A 26203-nucleotide genomic window follows, 5' to 3' on the forward strand; every position below is an offset into this window, starting at 1 on the left:
TCAGGCCCCCATCCGTACGGCGGCGACGGCCTCGACCTCGACGAGTTGGTCGGTGTAGCCGAGCACTGCCACCCCGAGCAGGGTGCTGGGCGGGTCGTGGTCACCGAAGAAGTCCCGCACCACCTCCCAGACGGTCACCAGGTCAGCCTGCTGCGACGACGCCACGTAGACAGTGGTCTTGACGACGTCGGTCAACCGCGCCCCGGCCGCGTCGAGGGCGGTCGCCAGGTTCGTCATCACCTGCCGGGCCTGCGCGGCGTGATCACCCGGCGCGACAGTGCGCCCCTCGGTGTCCAGCGGGCACGCCCCGGCGGTGAACACCAACCGGGCAGGTGCGTCGACGGTGGCCGCGTACGCGTACTCGGCTGCGTCGGAGAGGGCGGGGACGTGCAGCAGCGAGACAGGATCCGGCATGTCGGCGAGGCTAACCAGGATCGCCCGCCCGAGCGACGCATTAACGACACGCCCCCGCAGGCGCGACCGGGCACCAGGCAGCAACTTCAGGGTTATAGGGGCCTCCGGGCGCCGTGAGGCCACTATTTCCCTGAAGTTGTGCGGATCTTGCGGGCCGGGGCCCGGGCCTGGGCCCGGGCTCGGCGCGGACCGCGCGGCGGCGCCGGGGCCCGGGCCTGGGCCCGGGCTCGGCGCGGACCGCGCGGCGGCGCGGACCGCGCGGCGGCGCGGTCAGGCAGAGGCGCGGCGGATCAGCTCGGTGGGGAGCATGATCGCCTGCTCGATGGTTTCCCCGGCGGCCAGTCGGAGCAGTTGGCGGGTCATCCGGCGACCGAGTTCCACGATCGGTTGCCGGACGGTGGTCAGCGGCGGTTCGGTGTAGGCGGCGGTTTCGATGTCGTCGAAGCCGACCACCGCCACGTCGTCCGGCACCCGCCGACCAGCCTCGCGCAACGTCCGCAGGGCGGCGTGCGCCATCAGGTCGGAGGCGGCGAAGACGCCGTCCAGGTCGGGATGCTCGGTGAGCAGGCGGCGCATCGCCGCCGACCCGGATTCCCGGGTGAAGTCACCGATGGCGATCAGCTCGGGCAGCCCCGCGTCGGCGACGGTGCTGCGGTAGCCGCTGAGCCGTTCGATCCCGGCGACCATGTCCTGTGGCCCGGCGATGGTCGCGATCCGTCGACGACCGCTGTCGATCATGTGCCGGACGGCCGCGGTCACCCCGGCCACGTGGTCGACGTCGACGTACGGGACGGGCACGTCGCCGAGTGGGCGACCGCTGACCACCACTGGGATGCCGAGTCGGGCCAGGGTGCCGGGCAGCGGATCGGCACCGTGCAGGGAGGCGAAGAGCACGCCGTCGACGTGCCGCCCGGTGGTGTACCGCTCGACCCGGTGGTGCCCGGCCGGCGAGCCGGCGAGCATCAGCACCAGTTGCTTGTCGGCGGCCTCCAACTCCTGGCTGACGCCTCGGATGATGCCGGGGAAGACCTGGTCGTCGGAGAAGACCCGGGTGGCCGCCTCCGGCATGACCAGGGCGATCGAGTCGGTGCGCTGGGTGACCAGGCTGCGGGCGGCCAGGTTGGGGACGTACCCCAGCTCGGCGACTGCCCGGGTGACCGCCTCGCGGATCGGTTCGGCGACGGTGGTGGAGCCGTTGACCACCCGGGACACGGTGGCGCGGGACACACCGGCCCGCGCTGCCACCGCTTCGAGCGTCGGCCGCTGCGCCGTCGTCATCGCGACTTCCCCCCGCTCGTCACAGCCCGTTCCGGGAGATCACCTCCTGGTACCACCGGGCGCTGGCCTTCGGTGTGCGCCGCTGGGTCAGGTAGTCGACGTGCACGATCCCGAACCGCTTGCGGTAACCCTCCGCCCACTCGAAGTTGTCCAGGAATGACCATACGAGATAACCGCGCAGGTCCACGCCCCGGGAGATCGCCTCGTGCGCGGCGCGGAGGTGCCCGTCGAGGTAGGCGATGCGATCGGCGTCGATCACCTGCGCCGGACCGTCGGGCGAGTCGGCGCCCGGCTTGTCGGGGAACGCCCCACCGTTCTCGGTGATCAGCAGCGGCACCCCGGGGTAGTCGGTGGCGATTCGCTCCAGCAACCGGGTGAGCCCGGCCGGTTCGATCATCCAACCCATGTCGGTGAGCGGCCCGGCCGGCGGCAGGAAGTGCACAGCGCCCTCGGTGCCCGGATACGCGCCGTTGCCGGCGCCGTCGGGCCGACCGGCCACGTAACTCGGGGCGTAGTAGTTGATGCCGAGCAGGTCGATCGGGGCGGCGATCAGCTTCTCGTCGCCGTCGCGGATGAACGTCGGCTCGACGATCCGGGCCACGTGCTCCCGGACGTCGTCCGGGTAGCCGCCGGCCAGCAGCGGGTCGAGGAAGATCCGGTTGTGCAGGCCGTCGACAAGGCGGACCGCTGCGGCGTCGGCCGCGCTCTCCGGGTCGGCCGGGCGTACGTCGGCCGGGTTGACGGTGACGCCCACGCTGCGCGCGCCGGCCGCCCGCAGCGCCCGCGCCGCCAGGCCGTGCCCCAACAGCAGATGGTGTACGGCGGTGAAGGCCGCCGCCGGGTCCTGTTCGCCCGGCGCGTGCAGGCCGTTCGCGTAACCGAGGTACGCCGAGCACCACGGCTCGTTGAGCGTGGTCCACACGTCGATGCGGTCGCCGAGGCGGGCGTACACAGCTGTGGCGTAGGTGGCGAAGTGCTCGGCGGTGTCCCGGTTGGTCCAGCCACCCCGGTCGCCGAGGGACTGCGGCAGGTCCCAGTGGTAGAGCGTGACGATCGGGTCGATTCCCCGATCGAGCAGCGCGTCGGTGAGCCGGTCGTAGAAGTCCAGCCCACGCGGGTTGGCAGGGCCGGTGCCGTCGGGCTGGATCCGCGGCCAGGCGACCGAGAACCGGTACGCCCGCAGGCCCAGCTCGGCCATCAGCGCCACGTCGTCGGCGTACCGGTGGTAGTGGTCGCAGGCGACGTCGCCGGTGTGGCCCTGGTACACCTTGCCCGGCGTGCGGCTGAAGGTGTCCCAGATGGACGGACCACGACCGTCGTCGCGGGCCGCACCCTCGATCTGGTACGCGGCGGTGGCCGCCCCCCAGAGAAAGTGCTCGGGAAACCGGAGTTCGTCGACGCCACCGCTTCGCAGCGTCGTCGACGCCTCGTTGCTGTGCCTGCTGGTTCGCTCGCTTCGCTCGCTCACGCCTTGACCGCACCTTCCATGATCCCGCCGATGATCTGCCGGCCGAACAACACGAAGACCAGTAGCAGGGGCAGCGTCGCGATGGCCGTTCCGGTGAACACCTGCGACATGTCCTGGTAATACCCGTCCGACAGTGCTCGTAGGGAGAGTTGCACTGTCGGATTCGCCGGATCGTTCAATACAGCGTACGGCCAGAGGAAGTCGTTCCAGGTGGTCATGAAGGTGAGCAGACCGAGGACGGCGGCGGCGGGGCGCAGGGCGGGCAGGACGACGTGCCACCAGATCCGGGCGGTGCCACAGCCGTCCATCCGGGCGGCCTCGATCAGTTCGTCGCTGATGGCCTGGCCGGCGTACTGCCGCATCATGAACACCCCGAACCCGGTGACCAGCACCGGGACGATGACCGCGGGCAGCCGGTCGTTCCAGTGCAGCTTGGTCATGAGCAGGTAGAGCGGGATCACGCCGAGCTGCGTCGGCACCATCATGGTCGCGATGATCACCAGCAGCATGGCGTTGCGGCCACGGAACCTGAGCTTGGCGAAGGCGAACCCGGCCAGGCTGGAGAAGAACACCACGGAGACGGTCACAGTGGTCGCGACGACCGCCGAGTTGACCAGGCCGGTCAGGAAGTACGCGTCGGTGTTGTCGAACAGGCGGGCGATGTTCGCGCCCAGGTTGCCGCCGGGGGTGACCGGGGGTGGCAGTTGGCCCATCGCGTCGTTGCTGCGGCTGGCGACGACGAACATCCACCAGATCGGGAAGACCGACAGGCCGCCGGCGACGACCAGGGCGAGGTAGGTGAGCGGGCTGGCCCGCCAGAGCCGGCTCATCGGGTGGTTCCTTTCCGGGCGTTGGGGCGCGCTCCGCCGCCGAGTCGACGCAGGATCAGCACGTTGACCGCCGCGACGATCGCGATGAGCGCGAAGAGCAGCCAGGCCACGGCCGAGCCGTACCCGAAGTTGTAGTGCGGGGCGAAGGCGTTCTCGAACATGTACATGGTCAGGGTCTGCGACTCGCGCAGTGGTCCGCCGCGGATCGGGTTGGTGCCGGAGTGGAACATCCGGGGCTCGGTGAAGAGTTGCAGGCCGCCGATGGTGGCGATGATGGTGCAGAAGATGATCGTCGGCTTGAGCAGCGGCACGGTGACCGACCAGAACTGTCGGACCCGGCTGGCGCCGTCGATTGCCGCCGCCTCGTACAGGTCGCGGGGGATGGCCTGCATCGCGGCCAGCAGGATCAGCGCGTTGTAGCCGGTCCACCGCCAGTCGACCATGGCGGAGATGGCCACCCAGGACGCCAGCCGGTTGGATTTCCACTCGATCGCGTCCAGCCCGACCAGGTCGAGCAGCCAGTTGATCATGCCGAACTCGCGCCCGAAGAGCACCCCGAACACGATCGCCACGGCGGCCGTTGAGGTGACGTTCGGGACGAGCACCGCCATCCGCCAACCGGTGCGGGCCCGCAGCCCTCGGTTCAGGAGGTTGGCCAGCCAGAGCGCGGCGAGCAGTTGCGGCACCGTGGAGATCACGAAGATGCCCAGCGTGTTGACCAGCGCGTGCCAGAAGTCGGTGTCGGCGAGCAGCCGGGTGTAGTTCTCCGCGCCGACGAAGGGGTGGTCGGCGCCGAGCAGGTCCCAGTCGTGCAGCGACACCCAGAAGGTGTACGCCAGCGGGTACGCCCCGAAGACGCCGAAGATCAGGAAGAACGGGGCGATGTAGAGGTACGGCGAGAAGCGGGTGTCGAACCGACTGAGCCGACCCGAGGATTGGCGGGGGTTACCGGTTGCCGGTGTGGCCGGTGGACGGGCGTCGAGCTGGACGGTCATGCCCGAGGACTCCTTTCCGTAGCGGCGGGCGGGACCTCTGCTCCGAGGCCCGCCCGCACGCTCGCTCGGGCTACTTGGCGGCGGCCTTCTTCGCGTTGTTCACCGCGTCGGTCCAGCCCTGCGCGGGGTTGCGCTGACCCAGCTCCACGGTCCGTACGGCGTTCTCCACCTCGGTCCGTACGGCCTGGTTCTTCGGGCCCATGTAGACCGGCTTCAGGCTCTTCGCGCCGGTGCCGAAGATGGCGCCGACCGGTGCCCCCGAGAAGTACGCGTTGGTGGCGCCGGTGATCGCCGGGTCGTCGAGCGCCTGCGGGGACGAGGGCAGCGGACCCTTGGCCTTGAACGCCCCGATCTGCCCCTTGGCGCTGGTCAGGAACTTGGCCAGCTCGATCGCCTCGGCCTGGTGCTTGCTCTGCTTGGGCACGGCGAGGTGCGAGCCGCCCCAGTTACCGCCGTTGCCGGGCACCCGGGCGATGTCCCACTTGCCCTGGGCGTCGGTGCCGGCGTTGGCCTCGATGACACCGGTCATCCAGGCGGGGCAGGCGATGGTGGCGAACTTCGACTGCTTGAAGGCGGAGACCCACTCCTCCGACCAGGAACCGTACTTTCCGGAGAGGCCCGAGTCGATGATGTCCATTGTGGTGTCCCACGCCTGCCGTACCGATGGGTTGCTGTCGACGACGAGGTTGCCGCTGGTGTCGTAGTAGCTGTAGCCGGTCGTGTTGCCGGCGGTCTGCAGCAGGATGGTGTTGAAGGTGTTTGTCGCCCCGTCGAGGAAGGACGCGCCGGTCTTCGCCGCGGTGAACCGCTCGCCGGTGGTGATGTAGTCCGGCCAGGTGGGCCAGAGCTTGGAAACCGCGTCCCGCTCGGTGGGCAGGCCGGCCTTCTCGAAGAGGTCCTTGCGGTAGCAGATGGCGATGCCGCCGACGTCGGTGCCGAGGCCGATGAGCTGCTTGCCGTCGGCGGTCAGGCCGGCGTTCCACTTCCACTCCAGGAAGTTGCCCTTGAGGTCGGCGGCGCCGTGGTCCAGCAGGTTGACGAAGTTCGCCGGATTGGCCTTGTACTCGACCAGCAGGCCCTCCTCGATGGCCACGACGTCGCCGGCGCCTCGGCCGGCGGCGAGCCACTGGGTCAGCTTCGGCGAGTACTCGTCGAGGTTGGTGCCGGTGCCGCGCTCGACGATCTTCACGTCGGGGTTCGCGGCCATGTACTCCTGGTAGAGCTGCTCGTAGCCGAACTGGCCGAAGACGTCGACGGTCAGGGTGATCTTTCCGTCGCCCGGCTCGTCGCCGCCACCGCAGCCAGCGGTGACGAGCAGGGCTGTGGCGGCGGCGAGGGCCACCGCGGCGAGGCGGCGGCGCGGGAAGACAGCCATGGTTATCGACCTCTCTCAAGGCGGGTGGGTGATGGCGAATGGCTAAGAGAGCGCTCTCACGACACTGTGGTGGGTGGCCAACCCACTGTCAAGAGAGCGCTCTCTCAGCGTTGCGTTCCCGTGATGAACGCTCGCCGGGGCGCAGCACGACGGATCCCCGTACGCGACGAGGGCGCCACCCCCGCCGGGGTGACGCCCTCGTTCGTTCTGAATCGGTCAGCCGGTGCGCAGGCCGTCCAACAGGGCGCGGTCGCCGACCACGTCCAGCGTCTCGAAGCTCACCCGCCCCCAGACCGCCAGCAACAGGTCGCTCGCGGTGCCACTGACCTGGGCGCGAGCGTGGTGATCGTCGTGGTCGAAGATGGTCGCGGTGTCGAGCAGCGCCACCCCCTCGCCGCGCAGCCGCAGATACCACTCCTGGGCCGCGTCGGTCGCGCAGAGCTGCACCACCCCGTGCCAGTCACCCGGCACCTGCCTCCGACCCGCCGGCAGCCAGGTGTCCAGCACCTCACTCACCCCGTCGGCCGCGAGCTTCGCCTCCACCGGGTCACCAGCCCCGATGGCGAGTTGGGCGTCCCAGCGGTGCACAGCCGTCTCGTGCGCCATCCGACGCGGCCAGAAACCGGCCTTCTTCGGCTGCGGGGCCCAGTTCCACGCCGGTGCCTCCGGGTCGAGCCCGTCGAAGAGGGTCATCACCCGGTCGTAGCCCTGCTGCCACAGCTGAAGCGCATTCACGCCCGGGTCGGCCTCAAGCTGCTCCCGCCGAGGCGGTTGGCTGGTCTGACCGGAACCGGCGAACGACGACACCCAGTGGTAGATGCCGGCCATGTGCAGTGTGAGGTCGTTGACCGTCCAGCCCGGACAGGACAGCACCGGTGTCTCCGGCGGCGCCTCGGCCACCGCCGCCGCGAAAGCCGGACCCTCCGTCCGGAGCGCCCCGATCCAGAAATCCTTGCTGCCCTGCAGTCTGCTCATCGCCATCCTCCCGGGGGTGCCGGGCGACCAGTGGGTGCCACGGCTACTTGTCAGCCTAAGGTGAAGGGCGTGCCAGACGCCTCCGCCCAGCCGACAACCGACGCCGATCGTGCCATCCCCGGTCCACTCGCCGGGTACACCACCCTGCGAACGGGTGGGCCGGCCGAGCGGATCGTCGCCGCCGGCAGTGCCGACGAGCTCGTCCAAGCGGTGCGGACCGCGACGGAGCCGGTCCTGATCCTGGCCGGGGGCAGCAACGTGGTGATCGGCGACGACGGCTTCCCCGGCACCGTCGTCCTGGTGCGCTCCCGTGGCGTGCGGGTCATCGCCGAGGACGCCACCTCGGTCACCGTACGGGTCGACGCCGGCGAGCCGTGGGACGACCTGGTCGCCACCACGGTCGCCAACGGCTGGGCCGGGCTGGAGTGCCTCTCCGGCATCCCCGGCTCGACCGGTGCCACCCCGATCCAGAACGTCGGCGCGTACGGCCAGGAGGTCGCCGAGACCATCACCGGCGTCGAGGTGTACGACCGGGTCGAGGGCACCCGCCAGGTCATCCCCGCCGCCGACTGCGGCTTCGCCTACCGGGGCAGCATCTTCAAGTACATGGACCGCTGGGTGGTGCTCTCGGTCGACTTCCGGCTCACCCGGTCGCCGCTGTCCGGGCCGGTGCGCTACGCGGAGCTGGCGAGGGCTCTCGGTGTGGAGGTGGGCGACCAGGTGCCGCTGGCGGACGCCCGATCGGTGGTGCTGCGGCTGCGTGCGGGCAAGGGGATGGTGCTCGACGCCAACGACCCCGACACTCGCTCGGTCGGCTCCTTCTTCACCAACCCGGTGCTCGACCGGGCGACGTACGAGCAGCTCCTGGAACGTTCCGCCGAGGTGGGCGACCCGCCCGCCTGGCCCGGGGCGGACGGCCTGGTCAAGGTGAGCGCCGCCTGGCTGATCGACAAGGCCGGCTTCGCCAAGGGCCACCCCGGCGAGGGTGGGGTGGCCATCTCCAGCAAGCACACCCTGGCGCTGACCAACCGCAGCGGCACCGCCCACACCGCCGACCTGCTCACCCTGGCTCGCACCATCCGCGACCAGGTCCACACCCGCTTCGGCGTGACCCTGCACCCCGAACCAGTCCTCATCAACTGCACCCTCTAGCTCCCACCCACCCACGCTCGCCCCCTCTACTCCCGCGATCTTGCAGTTTCTGTGGGGGAAAAAGGGATGAAAAGGTGCGAATCGTCGACCGAAAACGCAAGATCGGCGTGCGGGGGCGGGGCGTTGTTTAGGGGAGGGGCCAGGGGACGGTTAGTTCGCCCTGGCGCCAGCGGGTGGGGTTGTCGAGGATGGGCCAGCCGGTCTCGCGGAGGCTGGTCACCGCGCGCAGCCAGCGTTGGCGGGGGCCGAAGGTGGCGTACGGGGCGGCGGCCTGCCAGGCGTCGTCCAGGGCGCGGATCAGGGCGTGCACCGGCTCACCGGGAACGTTGCGGTGTATCAGCGCCTTGGGCAGCCGCTCGGCCAACTCGGCGGGACTGCCCAGCGTGGTGAGCTTCGCTGCCACTGTCAGCGTCCGGGGGCCCTCGGCGTCGATCAGCAGCCAGCTGGCGAGCCGCCCCAACTCGTCACACGTGCCCTCGACGAGCGCCCCACCGGGGGCGAGCGCGGCGGTCATCGTCTGCCACGCCTCGGCCACATCGCTTTCGTCGTACTGTCGCAGCACGTTGAACGCGCGGACCAGCACCGGCCGGAGCCCGGCCAACTCGAACCCACCCCGGGCGAACGTCAGCCCGGGTGGGTCGGCGGCCGGCGCCGCGGCGGCCACCCGGGCCGCGTCGATCTCCAACCCGACCAGCCGTACGTCCGGACGGACCCCGGCTGCCAGTCGGGCGCGCAACTCCACAGCGGTCACCGGGGTGGCGCCGTAACCGAGGTCGACCACCAGGGGGTCGTCCGCCGCCAACAGCCGGTCGGCGCAGGTGGCGACGATCCAGTTGTCCACCCGACGGAGCCGGTTCGGATTCGTCGTGCCGCGGGTGACCACGCCGAACGGCCGGCGCCGCGCCGCAGGGCTCATGTCGACCTCCGGGCCAATCTCCGTTCGCGACTGCGGGCCTCGAAAACCCGGCTCAAACCTCGCTAGACCCGGTGCACCTTGTGCTGCGCGGCCTGTGCCCGGGGCCGGACCACCAGCCGGTCGATGTTGACGTGCTCCGGGCGGGTGGCGCACCAGGCGATGCAGTCGGCGACGTCCTCGGCGACCAGGGGCCCCGGCACCCCGGCGTAGACGGCGGCCGCCCGTTCCGCGTCGCCCTCGAAGCGGACCAGCCCGAACTCCTCGGTCTTCACCATGCCCGGGTCGATCTCGATGACCCGCAGCGGCCGGCCACACAACTCCAGGCGCAGTGTGCCGGCGATGGCGGTCTGCGCGTGCTTCGCTGCGGTGTAGCCGCCCCCACCCTCATAGACGGTCAGCCCGGCGGTGGAGGAGACCACCACGATGGTGCCGGAACCGGAGGCCTCCAGCGCCGGCAGCAGCGCCTGGGTGACCCGGAGGGTGCCGAGCACGTTCACGTCGTACATCCACTGCCAGTCGGCGACCGAGCCGGACTCCACCGGGTCCAGTCCGCGCGCACCGCCGGCGTTGTTGACCAGCAGGGTGACCGGCCCGGGTGCCTGGGCGGCGGCCTCGGCCAGCCGGGCCACCGACTCGTCGGAGGTGATGTCGCAGGTCACGGCGGTGGCCTGCCCGCCGGCGGCGGTGATCTCGGCGACCAGTTCGGTGAGCCGGTCGGCGCGGCGGGCGGCGGCGAGCACGTGGAAGCCCTCGGCGGCGAGCCGGCGGGCGGTTGCCGCGCCGATCCCGCTGGACGCTCCGGTGACGATGGCGACTGAGGTCATCCCGACATTGTCACAGCGGGCGTACGACCCGCCCCGACCGGGCGTACGGCGGCCATTGGTGGGCGTCCGGTGATGAGGTCCGTCACGCCGAGGTGCCGCGCCGGGGAATTTCCGAAGCCCGATGGGGAAGATGACATCCGGCGTACAGGTTGACCGAGAAGCGCCGGTCGTGCGAGACGGCATCAACCGTGAAGAAGGAGCGGATGTGGCGGATATGCACACCGGTGTCGGGCGTCAGCGAGGTGCCCAACCGTGGCCCCGGCCTCGCCGAATCGCGACCCTGTCGGTACACACCTCCCCCCTGCACCAGCCCGGCACGGGTGATGCCGGCGGAATGAACGTCTACATCCTCGAAGTCGCCCGGCGTCTCGCCGAGGCCAACGTGGAGGTGGAGATCTTCACCCGGGCCACCTCCGGCGACCTCCCCCCGGTGGTCGAGATGGCGCCCGGCGTGCAGGTCCGGCACATCACCTCCGGCCCCCTGGAGGGTCTCACCAAGGAGGAGCTGCCCGGTCAGCTCTGCGCCTTCACGGCCGGGGTGCTGCGCGCCGAAGCGTCCCGCCCGCCCGGCCACTACGATCTGATCCACTCCCACTACTGGCTCTCCGGCCAGGTCGGCTGGCTGGCCAAGGAGCGCTGGGGGGTGCCGCTGGTGCACACCGCGCACACCCTGGCGAAGGTCAAGAACGCCCAGCTCGCGGCCGGTGACCGGCCGGAGCCCAAGGCCCGGGTCATCGGCGAGGAACAGGTCGTCGCCGAGGCGGACCGGCTGGTCGCCAACACCCGGGTCGAGGCCAGCGACCTGCTCGACCGGTACGACGCCGACCCGACCCGGGTTTCCGTGGTGCAGCCGGGCGTCGACCTGGCCCGGTTCCGGCCCGCGCCGGGCGACCGGTCCGCCGCCGCCCGCCAGGCCCGTCGCCGGCTGGGGCTTCCCGTCGACGGGTACGTGGTTGCCTTCGTCGGTCGGATCCAGCCACTCAAGGCCCCCGACGTGCTGATCCGCGCGATCGCCGCGTTGCGGGAGCGCGACCCGGCGCTGGCCGACCAGGTGACAGTGGTGATCTGCGGCGGGCCCAGCGGCAGCGGGCTGGACCGGCCGACCGCCCTGATCGAACTGACCGCCAAGCTCGGGGTCAGCGACGGGGTGCGGTTCCTGCCGCCGCTGACCGGGGACGACCTTCCGGCCCTGTACCGGGCGGCGGATCTGGTCGCGGTGCCGTCGCACAACGAATCGTTCGGGCTGGTCGCCCTGGAGGCGCAGGCCTGCGGTACGCCGGTGCTGGCCGCCGCCGTCGGAGGGCTGGTCACCGCCGTCCGGGACCAGGTCAGCGGCGTACTGATCGACGGGCACGACCCGGTCGACTGGGCCCGGGCGCTGGGCAGTCTGCTGCCGAACCGGGCGCTCCGGTCGGTGCTGGCCCGAGGTGCCGAACAGCACGCACGGCACTTCTCCTGGGACCGTACGGTCGCTGGCCTGCTCGGGGTCTACGGCGAGGCGATCGCCGGACACCGCGCCCGGCTCGCGGCCGACCTGGCGGGTGACCCGGCGCTCTCCTGTTCCTGGTGAACCGGGGCGCCCGTCGTCACCCGGTGCGCGGGCCGAGTCGGTCGTAGAGTGGGTCCGGTGAGCCCGAAGAGCGATCTTGCGACCCTGATCGAGTCGGTCTGCGCCGAGCGGGGCCTGGCCTGGGAGTCGACCGGCCCCGGCTCGTACGCGGTGACGTTGCCGGGCACCCACAAGCTCAAGACGATCTGCAACCTGATCGTCGGCGAGCACGCGCTGCGGATCGAGGCGTTCGTGATGCGCCAGCCGGACGAGCGCCGCGAGGAGCTGTGGGCCTGGTTGTTGCAGCGCAACGCCCGGATGTACGGCGTCTCCTTCTCCACCGACGCCGTCGGCGACGTGTACCTGACCGGTCGGGTCAACCCGGCCGGTGTGGACGCCGACGAGTTGGACCGACTGTTCGGCGCGGTGCTCACGTACGCCGACGAGTCGTTCGACACGATGCTGGAGATCGGCTTCGGCAGTTCGATCCGGCGCGAGTACGAGTGGCGGGTCAAGCGGGGCGAGTCGACAGCCAACCTTGCCGCCTTCGCCCACCTCTTCGAGCCCTCCGGCGCCGGCCCCGACCCAGCCTGACTCAACACCCCGCGCCCGCGGACTTGTGGTAGATCACCATGTCCCGGGCAGGAGGAGCGCGCCGATCTTGCGTTTTCTGTTGTCGACATGAGTGGATATGCCCCTTCTGTCGCGACAGAAATCGCAAGATCGCGGAGCAGGCGAGGCAGTGGTGTCGCCGACGTGGTTCGGAGTGCTCCTGACGGGTATGCCGCACCGCGCGGTGCGGCAAGGGACCCCCGCGCGCCGATGACGGAGTGCCAAGGAGCGGAGCGTCCCATGGCTCAGCGGAACAGCTCAGGTCGCGGCGCGACTGCGACCAGGACGAAGCGACAGGCCGGCAACCAGACGCCGGCAACGCCCGGAGTCTCCGAGTCGGAGATCTCCCGGATGCGGGTGGACGACATCCGCGGGCAGTTGCGCAAACGGGGGGTCTCCGGGATCTCCGCACTGCGCAAGCCCGACCTGGTGAAACAGTTGGTGCGCTCGATGCGGGCCGGCGCGGGTCGGAGCAGTACCGGCCCGTCGGGCCGGGCCACCGGCAGCCGGTCGTCGGCGGGTCGCGCCGCCGCCACCAAGAAGTCGGCGGCCAGGCCCGCGTCGAGCCGCGCGAAGGCCGCGCCGGCGAACAAGAGCGCGCCCGCGAAGCGGGCTGCCGCAACGAAGGCGACCGCCACGCGGAAGTCGACGGCGGCGGCGAAGAGGGCACCGGCGAAGAAGGCGACCGCCGCGAAGAAGGCACCAGCGAAGAAGGCTCCAGCGAAGAAGGCGAGCGCCGCGAAGAAGACGACAGCGGCCGCCCGCAAGACCACGGCCGCGAGCAGGACGACCGCCGCCCGTAAGACTGCGGCGGCCCGTAAGACCACGACGGCCCGTAAGACAGCGACGGCGCGTACGGCGCCCGCGCGGAAGGCGCCGGCGAAGAAGGCACCGGCGCGACCGGCGGCGAAGCGCGCGGCGCCGGCCAGGAGTGCGGCGGCGAAGCGCACGTTTACGCCGTCGACCGGTGGCGGGACGACGGCCGGTGGGATCCGGACCGGACGGGGTACGGGTCGGTCGGTCCGTAGCTCGCAGGTGATCTCGTCCATCGCGGACCGGCCGGAGCGGCCGGGGCGGAGTCTGATCACGGCGAACCATGAGGTGATCCAGCGCTGGGCCCGGGAGCGCGGGGCGAAGCCGGCGACCATCGCGGGCACCGAGCGGGATGGCCGGGCGGGTGTGTTGACCTTCAACATTCCCGGATATCGGGAAAGCAGCCGGATCCGCGAGATCACCTGGGATGACTGGTTCCACACCTTTGACCTGCGGCGGCTGAACCTGATTTATCAGGAACAGATGCGGGACGGCCGGCAGAGCAACTTCTTCCGGACCGAGTCACCCGATCGGGAGGACGGTTGAGGTGTTTGCGGGAATGGCCGACGGGTACCCGGCTGTTGCCAACGGACGAGGCCGGAGCAGCGGATACTCGCCAGTTGTGACCGGCGAGACAGCCGTTCTGGGTTGAATCCAGAATCCGGGCGAACTAGCTTTATTGCACCGCGCCACGTTTGGAAACGTTCGGGGGAGCGGCGGATCGATCAGATCCGCGCACCAGACGAGGCGCGAGGGGACGGGTGGATTAACCGTTGGGGGACGGTTCCCACCTGTTTGGACCGGCGGCGTGAGCGGGCGATGCTTACGGGGGTGAGTGTTGCCCGCCGCCGCCGGCCCCACCGGCGGGCGCCCACCATGACCTCAGGGACATGGTGGGCGCTTTGCGTGGTTACCCTGTCGGTACGCGGTCTGCGGGGTTTGTCGGTTCCGGGTTGGTGATCCGGCGGCGCAGCGCGGCGACGTGCCGCTCGCGGGGTGGTCCGGCGAGCAGGTGCCCGAGCGCGGCCAGCAGCCCCAGCCCGCCCACGATCAGCCAGTGCCGGTCGCCGAGGTGCTGGAGGCTCACCCCGCCGAGGGTGGGCGCGACGAATGCCGCGGCCGGGAACGTCAGGTAGAAGACCGACTGGTAGCGCGCGCGTAGCTGCGGTGGTGCCAGGTCCGCGTTGATCTGCGCGTTGGGCGGGGCGGCGAGCATCGAGCCGACCGTCCAGACCACTGCGGCACCCAGGTAGATGGCCAGTTCGTCGGCGATGGCCAGCGCCCCGAAGCCGAGCGCGAGCAGGGCGGTGGAGGCGGCCAGCACGACGTCCTTGCGGTGCCTGTCGATCAGCCGGGGCACGAACAGTTGCCCGACCACGATCAGCGCGCCGCCGAGCGCCACCACCAGCCCGTACGCCGATGGCCCCAGGCCGTCCGCGCGCATGGCCAGCGGCATGATCGTGGACGTCTGCATGGTGAGCACGGCCAGCACGAAGGTGAGCCCGACGAAGACCAGGAAGGTGCGGTCGGTGAGCGCGGTGTGCAGTCCCGGCCCCCGGGTCCGGACGGACCTCTGTGCCGTGGGGGTGGCGGGCGGTGGGCCGGCCACTGGCCGGGCCAGCCGCAGGGTTTCGGGCACCTTCCAGCCGATCACGGCGGCGGCGGTCAGTGTGGCGCCCGCGTCGACCAGGAACAGTGCGGTGAAGCTCGCCTCGGCCAGCACCCCGGCGAGCAGCGAGGCGACCGCCATGCCCAGGTTGAACGCCCAGAACTGGAGGTTGAACGCGCGCGAGCGGCGTTCGGCGGGCACCACGTCGACGATCGCCGCCACGAACGCCGGGCTGGGCATGGAGTGGACCACGCCGATCAGCGCGGAGAGCACAGCGATCAGCAGCAGGGGTCGGGTGAAGGCGAGCGCCACCATGAGGCCGACAGTGGCCAGGTGCGCGGCGAGCAGGGTCGCCCGGCGGCCCCACCGGTCGGCGAGCACCCCGCCGAGCAGGACGCCGGCCGCCCCGCCGGCCCCGTACGCGCCGACCACCGTGCCGGCCAGGCCTTCGCTCGCGCCGCGTACGTCGGTGAGGTAGAGCGAGAGGAACAGCATGGCGAAGGCGCCGGCCCGGTTGATCAGCAGGCCGGCCCAGAGATACCAGAAGGTGGCGGGAAGTCCGCCTGCGGTGTCGTGCCACCAGCGCCGCAGGGCGTGCACCCGACCTCCCGACAGTTCAGGTTGTTAACTGTTTCCACTGCACAGTAGGAAATCCGGCACCGCCGCGCCACTCATTACGCCTCGGCGGGCTGCGGGGTCCGGGAGGCGGTGGTCGGTGCCAGTGCCTCGCCGGAGCGGCGCAGTGCGACCGCCCGCCGTTCCCGGGCCGGCCCGGACACCAGGTGGGCCACAGCGGTCAGGAGGCCGAGCGCCGCGCAGCCGTACCAGAGCGTGTCGTTGCCGGCGTGTTCGCGCACCAGTCCACCGAGGATCGGCGCGCTGGCCCCGGCGATCTGCCACGAGAGGGAGAACACGCCCTGGTAGCGACCGCGCAGTTCGGCCGGGGACAGCTCGGCGATCAGCGTGGAGTTGGAGGGCGAGTTCAGCATCTCCCCGACCGTCCAGATCAGCACGGTCAGCCCGTAGAACCAGGGGGTGCCGGCGAACGCGGTCAGCCCGAACCCGACGCCCATCACCACGGATGCCAGCGCGAGCACGTGTGAGCGGCTCCGTCCGCGGATCAGTCGGGGCACGAAGAGTTGGCCGACCACGATGAGGATGCCGTTGAGTGCGATCACCGAGCCGTAGGTGGCCGGGCTCAGACCGTCGTCACCCATCGCGATCGGCAGCATCGAGATGTGCTGGAGGAACACCAGCGCGGCGAACAGGTTGAGTGCCACGAAGCCGAGGTAGACCCGGTCGGTGAGGATCGTGCGCAGCGCGCCTCGCGGAGCCGCTGCTGACGTGACGGCGGTGGCGGGGCCGGCCTGCCGGGTCTCCGGCACCTTGCTGAAGATGATCAGCGCGGTGATCAGCATGGTGGCCGCGTCGACCACGAACAGCAGCAGGTAGTCGGCCTGGGCGGCGAGGCCGGCGAGGACGGCGGCGCAGGCGAAGCCCAGGTTGATCGCCCAGTAGTTGAGCGAGAAGGCGCGCAGCCGGTCCTTCGCCGGCACCACGTCGATCATCATCGCCCCGAACGCGGGTCGGGCCGCCTCGGCGAACATGCCGAGCAGCAGCGCGCCCAGCGCCACCGCCCAGAGGTCCCGGGCCAGCCCGAGCGCGAGCATCATGGCCGCCGCGCCCACGTGGGCGGTGAGCAGCGTCGGCCGGCGGCCCCACCGGTCGGCGAGGGTGCCGCCGGCGGTGGTGCCGAACGCCCCGCCGACGCCCCAGAGGCCGATCACCAGGCCGGCCTGCGAGGCCGAGAAGCCACGTTCCTGGGTCAGGTAGATGGCGAGGAAGACGAGGACGAACGAGCCGAGCCGGTTGATCAGGGTGCCGGACCAGAGGTACCAGAAGGTGGTCGGTAAGCCGCCGGTGGTGTCCCGGAACCAACTCCGCATCGTCCGCATATGGCGCCCCGCTTGCAAGTAATGACCGATGTGACTGGCGTGCCTTACAACCCTAGTGGCGGGCGGATCCGCTGGTCATCAGCTTTTTCACGTGGTGGTCGTCACGACGGCTGCCCGCGTGTCCGTCGGGCGGTTGAGGCAGGATGATCCGCATGACTGCGAGCGAAGGGCCCACCGTCGGGACGCTGGTCCTGCTGCGACACGGTGAGAGCGACTGGAATGCCAAGAACCTCTTCACCGGCTGGGTGGACGTCGACCTGACCGAGAAGGGCGAGGGCGAGGCGAGGCGCGGCGGCGAGTTGATGCGCGAGCACAGCCTGCTGCCGGACGTCGTGCACACCAGCGTGATGCGTCGCGCCATCCGCACCGCCGAGCTGGCGCTCAACGCCGCCGACCGGCACTGGATCGCCGTACGCCGGTCGTGGCGGCTCAACGAGCGGCACTACGGCGCCCTGCAGGGCAAGAACAAGAAGCAGACCCTCGACGAGTACGGCGAGGAGCAGTTCATGCTCTGGCGCCGCTCGTACGACACCCCGCCGCCGCCGATCGACGACAACGACGAGTGGTCGCAGGTGGGTGACCCGCGCTACGCGCTGCTGCCGACCGAGCTGATGCCGCGCACCGAGTGCCTCAAGGACGTCGTCGAGCGGATGCTGCCCTACTGGTACGACTCGATCGTGCCGGACATCCTGGCCGGCCGGACGGTGCTGGTGGCCGCGCACGGCAACTCGCTGCGCGCCCTCGTCAAGCACCTCGACCAGATCTCCGACGAGGCGATCGCCAAGCTGAACATCCCGACGGGCATCCCGCTGCGCTACGACCTCGACCCGCAGCTGCGCCCGCTCACGCTGGGCGGCACCTACCTCGACCCGACCGCCGCGAAGGCCGCCGCCGCGGCGGTGGCCAACCAGGGGCGCTGAGCCAGCCAAAAGGGGCCCCTCGTCATCGCGGAGAGCGATGGCGAGGGGCCCCTTTCCGTGCCGGTCAGTTGCTGTTGGGCGCGCTCTCCCCGGTGATCAGGTAGATCACGTGCTCGCCGGCGTTGACAGCGTGGTCGGCGAAGCGCTCGTAGAAGCGGCCCAGCAGGGTGGCGTCGATCGCCGTCTCCACCCCGTACGGCCAGTCGTCGCCGAGCAGCACCGCGAACAGGTTCTTGTGCAGCTCGTCCATGGCGTCGTCGTCGCGGTCCAGCTCGCCGGCGAGGTCGGCGTCGGGCTTCGCCAGCACCGAACCGATCTTCACGGCCATCCGGTCGGCGATCTCGGACATCTCGGTGAAGACCGTCCGCAGCTCGGCCGGGACGGCGGGGGAGGGGTGCCGGCGCAGCGCGGTCTTGGCCACGTGCTCGGCGAGGTCGCCCATCCGCTCCAGATCAGCTGCCACGTGCAGCGCGGTGATCATCGCCCGGAGGTCGGAGGCGACCGGCGCCTGTCGGGCGAGCAGGTCACAGACCCGCTCCTCGACGTGCCGGTAGAGGTCGTCGATCTCGGCGTCCCGCTCGATGACCGTCTCGGCGGCCTGCCGGTCGGCGGTGAGCAGGGCCCGGGTGGCCTGGCGCATGGCGGCGCGGACGCCCTCCGCCATGTCCACCAGCAGTTGGCTGACGATCTGGAGGTCGGCCCGGAACTCGTCGCGCATCATCACGTCCTGTGGTCGGTCGCCGCCGACGGGTGCCGGCGCAGGGGGTTGAGCAGGTGCGACGCCAACGGTAGGGCGCGTGGACGGATCCCGGATGAACCACGGTGAACGACGCCAGACGTGGGGGTGAACACTTCCGTAAGTGAGGGTAGTTCGTCCCGGTCTGTGTGGTAGCCAGGTTAACAATGACCCTACGATCGCCGGGTGGAGTGGGCGGTGGCGGTCGTGGTGGCCGTGGCGTTGGTGGCCGGGATGGCCGCCGGTCTGCTGCTGCCCCGGTTCCTGCCGAGGCGGGACGGTCGCTCCACGTCGACGGGGAGCGTCAGCTTCCGCTGGAGCAGGGGGAGGCCCGCGATAGCCGACGAGCAGCAGGCCGGGCTCGGCCGCCGGACGATCGACTCACTCCGGGCCGGTGTCGTGGTACTGGACAACGACGACGTCCCCGTGTTGATCAACCCGGCCGCCCGGGCGATGGGGCTGCTGCGTACCGGCAGCACCCCCGGCTCAATCGCCGCGCACCCGCTGATCCGTACCCTTGCCGGCCAGGTGCGACGCACCGGCGTGCGGCGCGAGATCGAGCTGGACCTGCCCCGGGGTCGCGACAGCGCGGGGGAGAACCCGCTCGGCGTGCACCTGCGGGCGATGGGTCTCGGCAACGGCTTCATCGCTGTCGAGGCGGTCGACGTGACCGAGTCACACCGGCTGACCCGGGTGCGACGCGACTTCGTGGCCAACGTGAGCCACGAGCTGAAGACCCCGATCGGGGCCCTGCAACTGCTCGCCGAGGCGTTGCTGGACGCGACCGAGCCGGCCGACGTGGCGACGCCCGACCTCTCCGAGGACCTGGTGGCCGCCCGCCGGTTCGCCGAACGGATCCAGCACGAGTCGACCCGGCTGGGTCGGCTGGTGCAGGAGTTGCTGGAGCTGACCCGGTTGCAGGGGGCTGAGCCGCAGCCGCCACCGGAGCCGGTCGCGCTGGACTGGGTGATCGCCGAGGTGGTCGACCGGACGCGCACCACGGCCTCCGCCCGGGGTGTCGCGGTGACGGTGGACGGGCAGCGTGGCCTGACCGCGTACGGCAGCGACTCCCAACTCGCCACGGCGGTGGCGAACCTGGTGGAGAACGCCATCAACTACTCGGGCGAGGACACCACGGTCCGGGTGACCCTGCGCGGCGACGACGAGCACGTCGAGGTCGCCGTCGCCGACCAGGGCATCGGTATCGCCCCCACCGACGTCGATCGGATCTTCGAGCGGTTCTACCGGGCCGACCAGGCCCGCTCGCGTGCCACCGGCGGCACCGGGCTCGGCCTGGCGATCGTGAAACACATTGCGAGCAACCATGGCGGACGGGTCGAGGTGTCGAGCACTCTTGGTGGTGGATCGACGTTCACCCTCCGGCTGCCCGCCAGTCCACCGGACGACCTCCTGGCGACACTGCCGCCGGTTGGGATCGAGTCCGGTCCGACTGGGCTACGGCAGGTCTGACAGCAAATGGAAAGGAAATCCCCGTTGAGCCGCGTTCTCGTGGTCGAGGACGAGGAGTCGTTCTCCGACGCCTTGTCGTACATGCTCCGTAAGGAGGGCTTTGAGGTTTCGGTCGCCGCGACCGGCACCGACGCCCTCACCGAGTTCGACCGGACCGGCGCCGACATCGTGCTGCTCGACCTGATGTTGCCCGAGATGTCGGGGACCGAGGTCTGCCGGCAGTTGCGGCAGCGCTCCGCCGTGCCGATCATCATGGTCACCGCCCGGGACAGCGAGATCGACAAGGTGGTCGGGCTGGAGATCGGCGCTGACGACTACGTCACGAAGCCGTACTCGCCGCGGGAACTGGTCGCCCGGATCCGGGCGGTGCTGCGCCGGCAGAGCCCGGAGGTGGCCGAGGCGGGTGCGCCGACGCTGGCCGCCGGCCCGGTGCGGATGGACATCGAGCGGCACGTGGTGACAGTCGACGGCGGGGCCGTACAGCTGCCGCTGAAGGAATTCGAACTGCTGGAGCTGCTGCTGCGCAACGCGGGCCGGGTGCTCACCCGCGGCCAGCTCATCGACCGGGTCTGGGGCGCCGACTACGTCGGTGACACCAAGACGCTCGACGTGCACGTCAAGCGGCTCCGCTCCAAGATCGAGCCGGAGCCGTCGGCGCCGCGCTTCATCGTGACCGTCCGGGGTCTGGGCTACAAGTTCGAGCCGTGATCGGCGTACTCGAAGGGGGTCCGCGTCTCGACGCGGGCCCCCTTCGGCCTGTCGGCCCTCGGTCAGCGGACGACCTTGATGTTGAACATGGCGGTGTCGAGCCGCCCGTAGAGTCGTAGCCAGAGCGGCAGCAGCATCTCGACGCCCCGGGCGGTCGAGATGTCACCGAGGTCGATGACGTCGGTGTGCCCGAAGCTGACGAGCAGCTCGGTGACGATCCGTTTGGCTTCCGCGTCGTCGCCGGAGACGAAGACGCTGTGCGCGCCGTCGGCGAGCTGACGTGGGCGCACCATCAGCTCCGCCGTCAGCGTGTTGAGTGACTTGACGACCTTGGTCTGCGGAAACTCACGCTGGATCCGTTCGGCGAGGGAGTCGGTGTTGTGCACCGACAGGGTGGGCGGGAAGCCCGCACCGAAGTCGAGCGGGTTGGAGATGTCGAGCACGATCTTGCCGGACAGGTTCGCCGCGCCGGCCGCGGTGAGCGCGGGCAGGGAGCCGTCGCCACTTGTGGCGTTGACCACCAGGTCGGCGTCGACGGCCGCGTCTGCCTGGGTCGCCAGGCCCACCTCGGGATGCTGCGCCGCCCAGGCCGCGTACTCGCCGGCCCGGGTGGTCGCGACGTCCCGGGTGCCGATGGTCACCTGGTGGCCCAACTCCACCGTACGGGCGGCGATCGCCCGCCCGACCGATCCGGTTCCGAAAACTGCGATACGCATGTCGATCGCTCCTCCGTCGTGGCGCGGAGCGGGCTCGCGCCGAATGACGAGCAGGCTAACAGACAGGTCTGTCTACTGCTGTCCCCTTGCCGCGTCCCAAGGCTGGCGCCGCCCTGCGGACGGCCCCTGCGGTGTGCGATGAGGATGGGGATGGACTCTGCCGGAGGACCTTTGGAGCTGATGTCGCAAACGAATCACCCGCTGATGTCGTAAGCGATTCAGCTCCAAAGGCCGTCCACCTGACACCCCCGCCTCCTCGCCCGCGTCACCGCACCGGGGCCGACAGACGGAACTGTCGGTATGATCAAGCCGACACCAGCAGATCAAGGGAGTACCGATGCCCGCGCCACGCACTCCGGCCGGCTCGGCCCGGGACCGGATCCTGGACACCGCGTTCCGACTCTTCTACGCGCACGGGCCGCGTGGCGTCGGGGTGGACACGGTCATCGCCGAGTCGGGCGTGGCTAAGGCGACGCTCTACAAGCACTTCCCACGCAAGGACGATCTGGTACTGGCCTACCTGGATCGGGTCGACCAGGCGTGGTTCGGTGCGCTGCGGGCCGCGGCAAGGGATGCCGGCGACGAGCCGCGCGACCAGCTGATCGGGATGTTCGACGCGTTGGCCGGCGCCTGCCGCCGCGACGGCTACCACGGCTGCGCGTTCATCAACACCGCCGCCGAGTCACCTGCCGGCGGCCCGGTGCACGCCCGGACGGTCGAACACAAGACCGTGGTCCGCGCCTGGGTGACCGAGCTGGCCCGTCAGGCGGGCGCGGCCCACCCGGAGTTGCTCGCCCGGCAGCTCACCCTGTTGCTCGACGGTGGGCTCGCCAGCGGCGTACTGGACGGAGACCCGGCGATCGCCGAGGCGGCCCGGCGCAGCGCCCGCACGATCGTCGACGCGGCGTTGAGCTGACGGGCGCCCAGCTCAGAACAGCTTGCGTAACGCCGCGGCGATCTCGGCCACCTCCGTCAGCCGGCTCTCGGTAACGCTGATGACCAGGTCGTACGCGATGTCCTGGTCGACCTCGTCGAGCTGATCGATGGTGACGGCGTGATTTTGGAGCAGGAAGGTGATGGCCACGATCCAGCCGATCCGCTTGTTGCCGTCCACGAACGGGTGGTTGTTGACAAGCGAGTGCAGCAGTGCCGCCGCCTTGGTCCACAGGTCGGGGTAGGCGTCTTCACCGAACACGCTCGTCTGCGGCCGGGCCACCGCCGACTCGACGAGACCGGCGTCCCTGATCCCAACGCCGATCTTGCGGGCGATGCTCGCCACGTCAGCGAGCGTGGGGTAACGGATCTCCGTCATCACTCCGCCAGGCGAGCGAGCAGCGTGGCGTGGCGTTCGATGATCTCGTCAGCGAGGTCGCCGAACTCCTTGGCGTTCCGCCGAGCGAGGTAGTCGTCGATCGCGGTGACGACGACGGCGTGCATCGACCGCGCCTCTTCGTCCGCAACGAGTCGGAGTCGCCGTTCACGGTCGTCGTCAAGTCGAAGCGTCATAGCCATGACCTGAATGGTAGCAAGATTGCTACCAAGATCCGCTAGACCTCGTCGGCCGGGTGCGGGGCGATCATGCCCTGCTTCGTCCTGGTCGCGCACAGCTCGGCCAACCGCTCGTACGCGGCAGCGCCGATCAGCGCGGTCAGCTCCGGACCGTACGACAGGTACATCGGCTCGGTGCCGACGTGCGCGTCCGTCGAGGAGGTGCACCACCAGTCCAGGTCGTGCCCGCCGGCTCCCCACCCCCGCCGGTCGAACTCGGACAGCGTGGAGACCAGCACCTTGCTGTTGTCCGGCCGCTTCACCCAGTCCTGATCGCGGCGGATCGGCAGCTGCCAACAGACGTCCGGCTTGTATTCCAACGGGTGCACCCCGTCGCGCAGCGCTTGGGCGTGCAGGGCGCAACCGCCCCCGCCGGCGAAGTCGGCGTCGTTGAGGAACACACACGGACCGTCGGCGCCCTGGGTGGCGGTGCGGCGGGCCGGGTTCTTGCCGTCGATGGTGTCCTCGTCGGTCCAGTTCTTGAAGCCGCGACGGAAATGCTGCCAGGTCGACGGGGCGAGCCGCCGGACGGCGTTGCGAACCCGCTTCTCGTCGTCCGAGTCGGTGAAGAACGCCCCGTGCGAGCAGCAACCGTCGGCGGCCCGGCCGGCGATGATGCCGTGGCAGCCCTTGCCGAAGATGCAGGTCCAGCGGGAGAGCAACCAGGTCAGGTCGGCTCGGATCAGGTGCGTCTCGTCGGCCGGATCGGTGAACTCGATCCACTCCCGAGGGAAGTCCAGGGGCACCTCGCGGCTGCGCGGGTCACCCGGGTCGTCCACCAGCACACGGAGCTCCATCGTCACTCGGCCCAGCGTACGCGCGGTCACGTCCGCAGGCCGGTGAGCCGCGCAAACGTGTTGCGCCTAGGGTCTTCACCATGCGACTGGGTGTCCTCGACGTCGGATCCAACACGGTGCATCTCCTCGTGGTGGACGCGCATCACGGCGCGCACCCGTGGCCGGCGCACTCCGAGAAGGTGGTGCTCCGGCTGGCCGAGCAGATCGGCCCGGACGGCGCGCTGACCGAGGCGGGCGCGGACGGCCTGGTCAAGGCGGTGGGCATGGCCAAGGCGGCGGCCACCGGGTTGGCGGCCGACGACCTGATCGCGTTCGCCACGTCCGCGGTGCGCGACGCCACAAACGCGGCCGAGGTGCTGGCCCGGGTCCGGGACGAGACCGGCGTACGCCTGGCGGTGCTCTCCGGTGCGGACGAGGCGCGGATGACGTTCCTGGCCGTGCGGCGGTGGTTCGGCTGGTCGGCGGGCCGGCTGCTGGTGCTGGACATCGGCGGCGGCTCGTTGGAGATCGCCGCCGGCATCGACGAGGACCCGGACGTCGCTGTCTCCCTGCCACTCGGGGCGGGTCGGCTGACCCGGGAGCGGCTGCGGGTCGATCCGGCCAGTACGGCCCCGCCGTCGGCGGAGGCCGTCGACAAGCTCCGTGAGTACGTGGACGGCCGGCTGGACAAGGTCGTCGACCAGATGACCGAGGTGGGCTGGGGTCGGGCGGTGGCCACCTCGAAGACGTTCCGCACCCTGGCCCGACTGGCCGGGGCGGCCCCGTCCGGTTCCGGGTTGTGGGTGCGACGCAGCCTGACCCGGGCCGGCCTGCGGCAGGTCATCGGCTTCATCCGGCATATCCCACCGGCGCAGTTGATGGAGTTGGAGGGGGTCAGCACGGGTCGGGCACACCAGTTGCTGGCTGGTGCCGTGGTCGCCGAGGCGGTGATGCGCCGCCTGGATCTGGACTCGCTGGACATCTGCCCGTGGGCGCTGCGGGAGGGTGTCATCCTCCGCCGGCTCGATCAACTGGAGCCGATCTGATCCGGAGGCCGTTTTCGGTAGGTTTGCCGGCGCTCGTCACGATGCCCCCGGCGCTGCCGGGCTACGCTGGCTGATGTGACTTCCCGCGTTCCCGTGCTCCTGTCCAGCTCGTCGGTCTTTCCCGAGCCGACCGCGGCGGCGTTCCAACTGGCCGCGGCGCTCGGTTACGACGGCGTCGAGGTGATGGTCTGGACCGACGTGGTCAGCCAGGACGCGGGCGCGCTGCGCGGCCTGTCCACGCACTACGACGTGCCGGTGCTCTCGGTGCACGCGCCCTGCCTGCTGGTCACCCAGCGGGTGTGGAGCCCGGACCCGTGGGAGCGGCTGCGCAAGGCCGCCGAGTTGGCCGAGACGCTGGGCGCGCCGACCGTCGTGGTGCACCCGCCGTTCACCTGGCAGCGCGAATACGCGCGAAACTTCGCCGAGGGTCTCGCCGCCGTCGCGGACCGGTTCCCCGGGCTGCGTTTCGCCGTGGAGAACATGTACCCGGTGCGGATGGCGGGTCGGCAGTTCGTCCCGTACGTGCCCGGCTGGGATCCGACCGACGCCGGCTACCCGTCGTACACCCTGGATCTGTCGCACTGCGCGGCCTCGCACAGCGACCCGCTGGAGATGGCCGACCGGATGGGCGCCGGGCTGGCGCACGTGCACCTCGGTGACGGCACCGGCGAGGGCCGCGACGAGCATCTGGTGCCCGGGCGGGGCACCCAGCCCTGCGGGGAGCTGCTCTCGTCGCTGGCCGGTCGAGGTTTCACCGGGGCGGTCGCGGTGGAGGTCGCCACCCGGGGCGCGAAGAGCCGCGCGGTGCGCGAGGCGGACCTGCGCGCCGCGCTGGAGTTCGCCCGCCAGCACCTGACCGCGTCGTCACCTGTCGACGCCTGACCCGTCCGCCCACGATCGGGCGGTGGCGGCGTCAGCTGACCGGCGAGAGGGAGTCTGCGGCGGAGGTCGGCTGCGGGGCGACAGTCACCTGCTCGCCGACCGCCGCCCGCTTGCGGGCGCGGTGCGCGGCGACGTGCGAGCGGGTGGCGCAGCGCTCCGAGCAGAACCGCCGGCAGCAGTTTGACGACGTGTCCAGGTAGACGTTGCCGCACCGCTCGTCGGCGCAGACCCCGAACCGGGCGCTGCCGTACTCGCAGAGCCAGACCGACAGCCCCCAGACCGCGCCGGCCAGGTATTCAGCACTGACCGAGGCACCCCGACTGGTCACGTGCATGTGCCAGTCGCTGGAGTCGTGCCCGGAGATGCGCGGCTGCACCGGGAACGCCTCCAGCAGCGCGTTCAGCTCGGTGACCGCCTGGGCGTCCCGCCCCGAGGTGCCGTACTCGAAGACGTCGCGCAACCGCTTCTGCGCCCGGCGGAAGATCGCCACGTCCCGGTCCGCGACCTCGTCGCGCATCCAGGCGTTCTCGTCGGGGAAGAGGGCTCGCAGGTCGTCGAGGTCGTCCAGGCGGGCGTTGACCAGGTCAACGCCGGTCCGGGCGTACGCGTCGAAGTTCACGCCCCCAACGGTAGACG

Annotated in this window: 27 protein-coding genes and 1 pseudogene; 10 read left to right on the plus strand and 18 right to left on the minus strand. The window is 70.7% G+C overall.

Going from position 1 to position 26203, the window contains the following annotated elements:
• The 7 genes from OH804_RS30675 to OH804_RS30705 all read right to left on the minus strand — a co-directional run bounded on the left by OH804_RS30675 (window position 1) and on the right by OH804_RS30705 (window position 7335).
• Complete coding sequence (locus OH804_RS30675; protein ID WP_196919953.1) at window positions 1-414, minus strand: RidA family protein; 414 nt, start codon at window positions 412-414, stop codon at window positions 1-3.
• A gap of 270 nt (window positions 415-684) precedes the next feature.
• A complete protein-coding gene (locus OH804_RS30680) occupies window positions 685-1692 on the minus strand; it encodes a LacI family DNA-binding transcriptional regulator (protein WP_406061115.1) in 1008 nt (335 codons plus the stop codon).
• A 19-nt stretch (window positions 1693-1711) separates the two neighbouring features.
• Window positions 1712-3106: a GH1 family beta-glucosidase gene (locus OH804_RS30685; RefSeq protein WP_406066738.1), complete on the minus strand. Its 1395-nt coding sequence runs from the start codon at window positions 3104-3106 to the stop codon at window positions 1712-1714.
• A gap of 50 nt (window positions 3107-3156) precedes the next feature.
• Window positions 3157-3990, minus strand: a complete 834-nt coding sequence (locus OH804_RS30690; RefSeq protein WP_406061117.1) for a carbohydrate ABC transporter permease — start codon at window positions 3988-3990, stop codon at window positions 3157-3159.
• Window positions 3987-4985 carry a carbohydrate ABC transporter permease gene (locus OH804_RS30695; protein WP_196919950.1) on the minus strand — a complete coding sequence of 333 codons (999 nt, stop codon included), beginning with the start codon at window positions 4983-4985 and terminating at the stop codon, window positions 3987-3989. Before OH804_RS30695 ends, OH804_RS30690 begins: the two co-directional genes overlap by 4 nt.
• Window positions 4986-5055: 70 nt before the next feature.
• The gene (locus OH804_RS30700) at window positions 5056-6360 is read right to left on the minus strand and encodes an ABC transporter substrate-binding protein (protein WP_196919949.1); all 1305 of its coding nucleotides are present in this window, start codon (window positions 6358-6360) and stop codon (window positions 5056-5058) included.
• 216 nt (window positions 6361-6576) lie between these two features.
• The gene (locus tag OH804_RS30705) at window positions 6577-7335 is read right to left on the minus strand and encodes a maleylpyruvate isomerase family mycothiol-dependent enzyme (RefSeq protein WP_406061120.1); all 759 of its coding nucleotides are present in this window, start codon (window positions 7333-7335) and stop codon (window positions 6577-6579) included.
• A 114-nt stretch (window positions 7336-7449) separates the two neighbouring features.
• Here OH804_RS30705 and OH804_RS30710 point away from each other — a divergent pair, with 114 nt between their 5' ends.
• Window positions 7450-8487 carry a UDP-N-acetylmuramate dehydrogenase gene (locus OH804_RS30710; RefSeq protein ID WP_406066740.1) on the plus strand — a complete coding sequence of 346 codons (1038 nt, stop codon included), beginning with the start codon at window positions 7450-7452 and terminating at the stop codon, window positions 8485-8487.
• A 127-nt stretch (window positions 8488-8614) separates the two neighbouring features.
• Here OH804_RS30710 and OH804_RS30715 read toward each other — a convergent pair whose 3' ends face one another.
• The 3 genes from OH804_RS30715 to OH804_RS30725 form a co-directional block, all read right to left on the minus strand.
• A complete protein-coding gene (locus OH804_RS30715) occupies window positions 8615-9403 on the minus strand; it encodes a class I SAM-dependent methyltransferase (RefSeq protein WP_406061122.1) in 789 nt (262 codons plus the stop codon).
• A 62-nt stretch (window positions 9404-9465) separates the two neighbouring features.
• A complete protein-coding gene (locus tag OH804_RS30720; RefSeq protein ID WP_196919945.1) occupies window positions 9466-10227 on the minus strand; it encodes an SDR family oxidoreductase in 762 nt (253 codons plus the stop codon).
• 82 nt (window positions 10228-10309) lie between these two features.
• The gene (locus tag OH804_RS30725) at window positions 10310-10477 is read right to left on the minus strand and encodes a hypothetical protein (RefSeq protein WP_406066788.1); all 168 of its coding nucleotides are present in this window, start codon (window positions 10475-10477) and stop codon (window positions 10310-10312) included.
• Here OH804_RS30725 and mshA point away from each other — a divergent pair.
• The 3 genes and pseudogenes from mshA to OH804_RS30740 all read left to right on the plus strand — a co-directional run.
• On the plus strand, window positions 10433-11797 hold the full coding sequence (gene mshA / locus OH804_RS30730; RefSeq protein WP_406061124.1) for a D-inositol-3-phosphate glycosyltransferase: 1365 nt from the start codon (window positions 10433-10435) through the stop codon (window positions 11795-11797). The two genes, OH804_RS30725 and mshA, sit on opposite strands and share 45 nt — an antisense overlap.
• 57 nt (window positions 11798-11854) lie before the next feature.
• Window positions 11855-12370: a YbjN domain-containing protein gene (locus OH804_RS30735; protein ID WP_406061126.1), complete on the plus strand. Its 516-nt coding sequence runs from the start codon at window positions 11855-11857 to the stop codon at window positions 12368-12370.
• Window positions 12371-12931: 561 nt separating this feature from the next.
• A pseudogene (locus OH804_RS30740) lies at window positions 12932-13747 on the plus strand (hypothetical protein); the annotation flags it as partial.
• Window positions 13748-14111: 364 nt separating this feature from the next.
• Here the strand turns inward: OH804_RS30740 and OH804_RS30745 are convergent.
• Both OH804_RS30745 and OH804_RS30750 read right to left on the minus strand, forming a co-directional pair.
• A complete protein-coding gene (locus OH804_RS30745; RefSeq protein WP_406061128.1) occupies window positions 14112-15410 on the minus strand; it encodes an MFS transporter in 1299 nt (432 codons plus the stop codon).
• 74 nt (window positions 15411-15484) lie between these two features.
• Window positions 15485-16765, minus strand: coding sequence for an MDR family MFS transporter (locus tag OH804_RS30750; protein WP_406061130.1), 1281 nt, complete (start codon window positions 16763-16765; stop codon window positions 15485-15487).
• A gap of 152 nt (window positions 16766-16917) precedes the next feature.
• Here OH804_RS30750 and OH804_RS30755 point away from each other — a divergent pair, with 152 nt between their 5' ends.
• On the plus strand, window positions 16918-17685 hold the full coding sequence (locus OH804_RS30755) for a phosphoglyceromutase (RefSeq protein WP_196919940.1): 768 nt from the start codon (window positions 16918-16920) through the stop codon (window positions 17683-17685).
• A gap of 64 nt (window positions 17686-17749) precedes the next feature.
• Here OH804_RS30755 and phoU read toward each other — a convergent pair whose 3' ends face one another.
• Window positions 17750-18403: a phosphate signaling complex protein PhoU gene (phoU, locus tag OH804_RS30760; protein ID WP_196919939.1), complete on the minus strand. Its 654-nt coding sequence runs from the start codon at window positions 18401-18403 to the stop codon at window positions 17750-17752.
• 204 nt (window positions 18404-18607) lie between these two features.
• Here phoU and OH804_RS30765 point away from each other — a divergent pair, with 204 nt between their 5' ends.
• Window positions 18608-19891: a sensor histidine kinase gene (locus tag OH804_RS30765; RefSeq protein ID WP_406061133.1), complete on the plus strand. Its 1284-nt coding sequence runs from the start codon at window positions 18608-18610 to the stop codon at window positions 19889-19891.
• A gap of 24 nt (window positions 19892-19915) precedes the next feature.
• The gene (locus OH804_RS30770; protein ID WP_030329696.1) at window positions 19916-20599 is read left to right on the plus strand and encodes a response regulator transcription factor; all 684 of its coding nucleotides are present in this window, start codon (window positions 19916-19918) and stop codon (window positions 20597-20599) included.
• A gap of 62 nt (window positions 20600-20661) precedes the next feature.
• Here the strand turns inward: OH804_RS30770 and OH804_RS30775 are convergent, their stop codons facing one another.
• The gene (locus OH804_RS30775; RefSeq protein ID WP_406061135.1) at window positions 20662-21315 is read right to left on the minus strand and encodes an NADPH-dependent F420 reductase; all 654 of its coding nucleotides are present in this window, start codon (window positions 21313-21315) and stop codon (window positions 20662-20664) included.
• A 337-nt stretch (window positions 21316-21652) separates the two neighbouring features.
• On the opposite strand from OH804_RS30775, the gene OH804_RS30780 reads away from it, so the two are divergent.
• The gene (locus OH804_RS30780; RefSeq protein WP_196919936.1) at window positions 21653-22231 is read left to right on the plus strand and encodes a TetR/AcrR family transcriptional regulator; all 579 of its coding nucleotides are present in this window, start codon (window positions 21653-21655) and stop codon (window positions 22229-22231) included.
• Window positions 22232-22243: 12 nt separating this feature from the next.
• Here the strand turns inward: OH804_RS30780 and OH804_RS30785 are convergent, their stop codons facing one another.
• Genes OH804_RS30785 through OH804_RS30795 form a run of 3 tightly spaced genes read right to left on the minus strand, consistent with a single transcriptional unit; the run spans window position 22244 to window position 23660 of the window.
• Window positions 22244-22627, minus strand: a complete 384-nt coding sequence (locus OH804_RS30785) for a type II toxin-antitoxin system death-on-curing family toxin (RefSeq protein WP_406061137.1) — start codon at window positions 22625-22627, stop codon at window positions 22244-22246.
• A complete protein-coding gene (locus tag OH804_RS30790) occupies window positions 22627-22827 on the minus strand; it encodes a CopG family transcriptional regulator (RefSeq protein WP_145790112.1) in 201 nt (66 codons plus the stop codon). The genes OH804_RS30785 and OH804_RS30790 overlap by 1 nt, the downstream gene beginning before the upstream one ends.
• A gap of 35 nt (window positions 22828-22862) precedes the next feature.
• On the minus strand, window positions 22863-23660 hold the full coding sequence (locus OH804_RS30795) for a hypothetical protein (protein ID WP_196924662.1): 798 nt from the start codon (window positions 23658-23660) through the stop codon (window positions 22863-22865).
• 80 nt (window positions 23661-23740) lie between these two features.
• On the opposite strand from OH804_RS30795, the gene OH804_RS30800 reads away from it, so the two are divergent.
• Both OH804_RS30800 and OH804_RS30805 read left to right on the plus strand, forming a co-directional pair.
• A complete protein-coding gene (locus OH804_RS30800) occupies window positions 23741-24685 on the plus strand; it encodes a Ppx/GppA phosphatase family protein (protein ID WP_406061140.1) in 945 nt (314 codons plus the stop codon).
• 75 nt (window positions 24686-24760) lie between these two features.
• The gene (locus OH804_RS30805) at window positions 24761-25567 is read left to right on the plus strand and encodes a sugar phosphate isomerase/epimerase (protein ID WP_196919933.1); all 807 of its coding nucleotides are present in this window, start codon (window positions 24761-24763) and stop codon (window positions 25565-25567) included.
• A 31-nt stretch (window positions 25568-25598) separates the two neighbouring features.
• Here the strand turns inward: OH804_RS30805 and OH804_RS30810 are convergent, their stop codons facing one another.
• A complete protein-coding gene (locus tag OH804_RS30810) occupies window positions 25599-26186 on the minus strand; it encodes a CGNR zinc finger domain-containing protein (RefSeq protein ID WP_091402753.1) in 588 nt (195 codons plus the stop codon).
• Window positions 26187-26203 lie beyond the last annotated feature (17 nt).

It is taken from the genome of Micromonospora sp. NBC_00860, from assembly GCF_045207375.1.
GTDB lineage: Bacteria > Actinomycetota > Actinomycetes > Mycobacteriales > Micromonosporaceae > Micromonospora > Micromonospora vinacea.